The organism is Oleiphilus sp. HI0080 (genome assembly GCF_001635135.1).
Genome location: NZ_LWFU01000467.1, coordinates 1 through 4,947, shown reverse-complemented (window position 1 = coordinate 4,947; position 4,947 = coordinate 1). Strand labels below are relative to the sequence as shown.

The window sequence follows — 4,947 nt, the reverse complement described above, 5'->3', positions numbered from 1 at the left end:
ACCTCAACCAAATCGCTACGCGCAACCTCTCCACTTAAACTCACACTGGCATCGTCTCGCGTTGTCACCGAATACACTAGCTCTCCTCCAGAGGACCTGCGCCCTCAGGAACGTCAATCTCTAGATCAACACTCCAGTTCGAAATAACCGCCTCAATATCGCCTTTACGAGATTTCATTTCACTATCAAATTTATCCCTAAATGCCAGACCGATGTTGATGCCGAATACGATGACATTTTCCATATACCAACGCCCTTCTTTATTTTTGTACATAGAGTAGGTCACTGGATAGACGCTTCCATTTGAGGTAATCACCTCCATCTCGACAGAAGCTCGCGTATCGCTTCGCGGGTTAATTTGTGCTTTTACAACCCGCATTTCGAACGAGCCCTGGTCAACGATCGCTTTGGTATAGGTGTTGAAAAGACTTTCTTTAAAGCTTTCAACGAACTCATTTCGCTGATCCTTGGTCGCCTTTCTTGCATACTTACCCATCACTCGAGCAGCAATGCGACGAAAGTCAATGATGGAGCTGATCGCCTTCTCCATTTCAACGTAAAAGCCATCCGGATCGGTTTCGAATCGAGGCTTCTGCTCTTCAAAGGTTCGAAGAATATCCTTTACGTTTTTTTCGACGGTTGTTTTAACCAGGTCAGACTCATCTGCTGCAGCGACGGCACTAAACGGCAGCGCTAAAAAGAGGATGAACGTGAGCGTTAAGCGAATCATTTGTGGCATAGTCGACCTCTTAAAAATCTGCTTGTCCGGAAGCGAATGCCCCAATTAACTTTTCTAGATTGAGTGCCGATTGAGTATCAAAAATGGTATCGCCATCTGCGAGGACCTCTTCATCTCCCCCAACACTGATAGCGACATATTTATCCCCAAGCAACCCTGAAGTTTGAATTGACGCCACACTGTCAACGGTCAGATTATCCACATCAGAATAAATTTCCATTTCAACTAACGCTGAATAGGTTTCTTTCTCCAACGTTACGCTGCTAACCCGACCAATCGTAACACCTGCCATAGACACCTTGCCCCGCACCGACAACCCTCCGAGATCATCAAACAAGGCATAAACACGATAAGAGTTTTTTTGAGAATCTAACGACAAGCCACTCACTTGAAGAGCCAAGAACAACAGAGCGACCATGCCCGCCAACATGAAGAGCCCTACAACTAGCTCGACGGTTTTGTTATACATACGCTTCCCTTAAGATTTTACCTATCAAAAACCGCCAAACATGACAGCCGTCAACAAGAAGTCCAAACCAAGAACTGCCAATGAAGAATAGACGACGGTCTTTGTTGTCGCATTACCAATTCCCTCAGAAGTCGGAATTAGATCATAACCCTGAAAGACGGCTATCCAAGTAACAACAAGACCAAATACAACCGCCTTAATCATTCCGTTGAGCACGTCCGCCTCGAATTCAACTGCCGACTGCATATTCGACCAAAAGGCCCCACTGTAAACACCCAGCCAATCAACACTAATCAACATACCACCAAGCACACCAACAGTACTAAAAATGGCAGCAAGAATGGGCATTGACAAGAAACCAGCCCAAAAACGCGGCGCAATAACTTGCTTCATGGGGTCAACCCCCATCATTTCCAAACTAGACAGCTGTTCCGTCGCTTTCATCAAGCCAATCTCAGCCGTAAGAGCAGAACCCGCCCGACCAGCAAACAGAAGCGCGGTTACAACTGGGCCCAATTCTCTAACTAGAGTCAGCGCAACCATCTGCCCAACCGCCTGCTCAGACCCATAGTCAACAAGAATACTATAACCCTGCAAGCCGAGAACCATACCAATGAACATACCTGAGACAACGATAATGATGAGTGACAATACACCCACATGATAGAGCTGCTTTAAAAGCAGACGCAGCCCTTTAACCGTAAAACTCAAACCGAGTATTGCCCGAAGCAAAAATACGCCAGAGCGACCAAGCGTTGCAATGGTCTCAGTACCTGAACGACCAAGCTTTTGAATCTGCTTAATCACGAGCGACTCCATCAGTGCCAAAAGAAGTATTCAAATCGTCGCCCAAAAGATCGTCTACATAGTCTCGAGCTGGGTAATGAAAGGGTACCGGACCATCTGGCAAGCCGTTCACAAACTGATTAACCAATGCAGAATCAGACTTCCGTAATTCTTCTGGAGTTCCGGCACCAATCACACGCCCATCTGCAATCACGATTGCATGATCACAGATACTCAAAGATTCTGAGATGTCGTGCGAGACGAGTACGCTGGTCAAGCCAAGCGTATCATTTAGAAGACGTATCAACTGTACCAACACGCCCATCGCGATCGGATCCTGACCGGCAAACGGCTCGTCGTACATTATGAGCGCTGGATCCAGCACAATAGACCGAGCGAGCGCTACTCGCCGCGTCATCCCACCTGAGAGCTCCGATGGCATCATATCGCGAGCACCGCGCAAACCAACCGCATTGAGCTTCATGATCACGATATCCCGAATCATATCCTCAGGAAGGTTCGTGTGCGCCCTTAGTGGGAAGGCAACATTCTCAAATACACTAATATCCGAAAACAACGCACCGCTTTGAAACAGCATTCCCATTTTGGAACGCGCCTCAAACAAGTCTTCGCGACTCAGCGTCTGGAAGTCTTGGCCATCCACTAAGACGCGCCCTGAATCGGGGCGCAATTGCCCGCCGATCAGCTTCAAAAGGGTCGTTTTGCCAATGCCACTAGGGCCCATGATCGCGGTCACCTTGCCGCGCGGGATAGACAGGGTCAAACCATCAAAAATATTTCGATAACCCCGAGAGAAACAGAGACTCTCGACTTCAATGTAGGAGGACAAATGGTTTCCTGTATTCTTATAACACATCCTAGGAGGGCTAGATTCTAGCGAGCCTAGTTCGTCATTTACAAGTTAAAACTAAACAAGATTTCACGAACCGCATTAAGCTTGCTTTGACAAGGTAAGTTCAGCAAAATGCGCTCTCCTTCCCCCATCGAATTTTGTGAGCAAATCAAGTGTTAGTGTTCAGTGTAGCCCTTATTGTAGGACTGGTTATTCTAATCTGGAGTGCCGACCGTTTTGTTGAAGGTGCGGTATCTACTGCATTGCATCTCGGAATGACCCCCATGCTCGTCGGCTTGACCGTCGTTGCCTTCGGGACATCCGCTCCCGAACTGATTGTTTCTGCGATGGCTGCGCTACAAGACTCAAGCAACTTGGCAGTCGGCAACGCCATTGGCTCCAACATTGCGAACATTGCATTAGTTCTTGGACTAACTACGCTCGTTTCAGCGATTCCGATTAAGCTTGGCATACTTCGAGTCGAACTGCCTATTCTATTAATTGCTACCAGCCTTGCGACGCTCGTTATAATCGACGGCACGATCGTTTTTTACGACGGCTTGATTTTGTCCGGCTTACTCATCATATCCCTGATCGCGCTCGCCAAGCTTTCTTCATCTTCCGAAGAGCTTCCAGAAGAGATAGATGAAGCCAGCGACATCCCTCAAGCAAAAGCTTACCTTTACCTTATTGGAAGCATTGTTGCTTTGGTCTTGAGCTCAAGAATGCTTGTCTGGGGCGCGAGCGGCATCGCCACCGAGCTCGGCGTTAGCGATCTCATCATCGGGCTAACAATTGTCGCAATTGGCACAAGCCTCCCAGAGCTGGCAGCCTCGATTGCAAGCGCACTAAAAGGCCACCATGATCTGGCGCTAGGAAATATAATAGGGTCAAACTTATTCAATCTACTTGCCGTCATGGCTATACCCGCCTTTATATCGCCGCCAATCATTGACCAGGTCTCGTTATTCCGGGATTACGGCTTTATGCTTGTACTCACATTTGGGCTTGCGATTCTTTGCCTAGTAAATCATGTGAGTAAGCGCGACCAAATTGGTAAAATAGCCGGCATCACGCTTTTATGCAGCTATATTGTCTATCTAGTTATTCTTTACAAGGACTCGGTTACAGCACTAGCATGAATTACATTGAATCAGGCAAGCGCACCATTGAGATTGAGCGAAATGCAGTAAATGCCCTGCTCGATCGAATAGACAGCAATTTTGAGAAAGCTTGCGAAATCATGCTCTCCTGCAAGGGACGCGTTGTCGTGACTGGCATGGGAAAGTCTGGTCACATCGCTAATAAAATTGCCGCCACACTCGCCAGTACTGGCACCCCAGCGTTCTTTGTCCATCCTGGCGAAGCAAGTCATGGCGACCTAGGAATGATTACTCAGCAAGATGTCGTTCTCGCTATATCGAACTCCGGCCAAACTGAAGAAGTTGTAACGATCTTGCCTTTGATCAAACGCATGGGCGCCCCCCTAATTAGCATGACCGGCAAGCAGAGCTCCACACTCGCCAAGGCAAGCGATGTATCATTAGACATCAGCATTGAAACCGAAGCCTGCCCTCTTGGTCTCGCCCCAACCTCAAGCACAACAGTGACTTTAGCATTAGGCGATGCGCTTGCAGTTGCACTACTTGAAGCACGCGGATTTTCTGAAGAAGACTTTGCCTTTTCGCACCCTGGTGGGAGCCTAGGAAGAAAGCTCCTCCTAACCGTCGAGCAAATCATGCATATCGGCGATAGAGTGCCAAGCGTACCGCCCTCATCCTCCTTATCAGAAGGCTTATTTGAGATTTCACGTAAGGGGTTTGGGCTGACTGCCATTGTCGATAACGACAACAAAGTAGAAGGTTTGTTCACTGATGGAGACTTACGCCGCGCCTTTGACGAACAGGTAGACCTACATCAAACCGACATCGGCAGCATTATGACCAAAAATTGCAAAACCATTAACAAAGATGCGCTGGCAGCCGAAGCCCTGCATGTAATGGAAGAATATAAAATCACAGGTCTGCTGGTTACCGAGCCTGACAGAACCCTAGTCGGTGTAATTCATATGCATGATTTACTAAAAGCAGGTGTTGTATG

General features: G+C 47.8%; 6 protein-coding genes. 2 read left to right on the top strand and 4 right to left on the bottom strand.

Annotation, left to right across the window (positions count from 1 at the left end; translation table 11 throughout):
- Positions 1-76: 76 nt before the first annotated feature.
- From A3751_RS09615 to A3751_RS09600, 4 genes are read right to left on the bottom strand one after another with little or no spacing between them, the layout of a single operon-like run.
- Complete coding sequence (locus A3751_RS09615) at positions 77-739, bottom strand: phospholipid-binding protein MlaC (RefSeq protein ID WP_231871794.1); 663 nt, start codon at positions 737-739, stop codon at positions 77-79.
- 10 nt (positions 740-749) lie between these two features.
- Positions 750-1,208 carry an outer membrane lipid asymmetry maintenance protein MlaD gene (gene mlaD, locus A3751_RS09610; protein WP_068454995.1) on the bottom strand — a complete coding sequence of 153 codons (459 nt, stop codon included), beginning with the start codon at positions 1,206-1,208 and terminating at the stop codon, positions 750-752.
- Positions 1,209-1,232: 24 nt separating this feature from the next.
- Positions 1,233-2,027, bottom strand: coding sequence for a lipid asymmetry maintenance ABC transporter permease subunit MlaE (gene mlaE / locus A3751_RS09605; protein WP_197466260.1), 795 nt, complete (start codon positions 2,025-2,027; stop codon positions 1,233-1,235).
- A complete protein-coding gene (locus A3751_RS09600) occupies positions 2,008-2,871 on the bottom strand; it encodes an ABC transporter ATP-binding protein (RefSeq protein WP_068454992.1) in 864 nt (287 codons plus the stop codon). The genes mlaE and A3751_RS09600 overlap by 20 nt, the downstream gene beginning before the upstream one ends.
- Before the next feature lie 155 nt (positions 2,872-3,026).
- Between A3751_RS09600 and A3751_RS09595 the strand changes: the two genes are divergently transcribed.
- Both A3751_RS09595 and A3751_RS09590 read left to right on the top strand, forming a co-directional pair.
- Positions 3,027-3,989 carry a calcium/sodium antiporter gene (locus tag A3751_RS09595; protein ID WP_369821240.1) on the top strand — a complete coding sequence of 321 codons (963 nt, stop codon included), beginning with the start codon at positions 3,027-3,029 and terminating at the stop codon, positions 3,987-3,989.
- The coding region (locus tag A3751_RS09590) for a KpsF/GutQ family sugar-phosphate isomerase (protein ID WP_068454978.1) at positions 3,986-4,947 on the top strand (962 nt) is incomplete at its 3' end. The genes A3751_RS09595 and A3751_RS09590, both read left to right, overlap by 4 nt.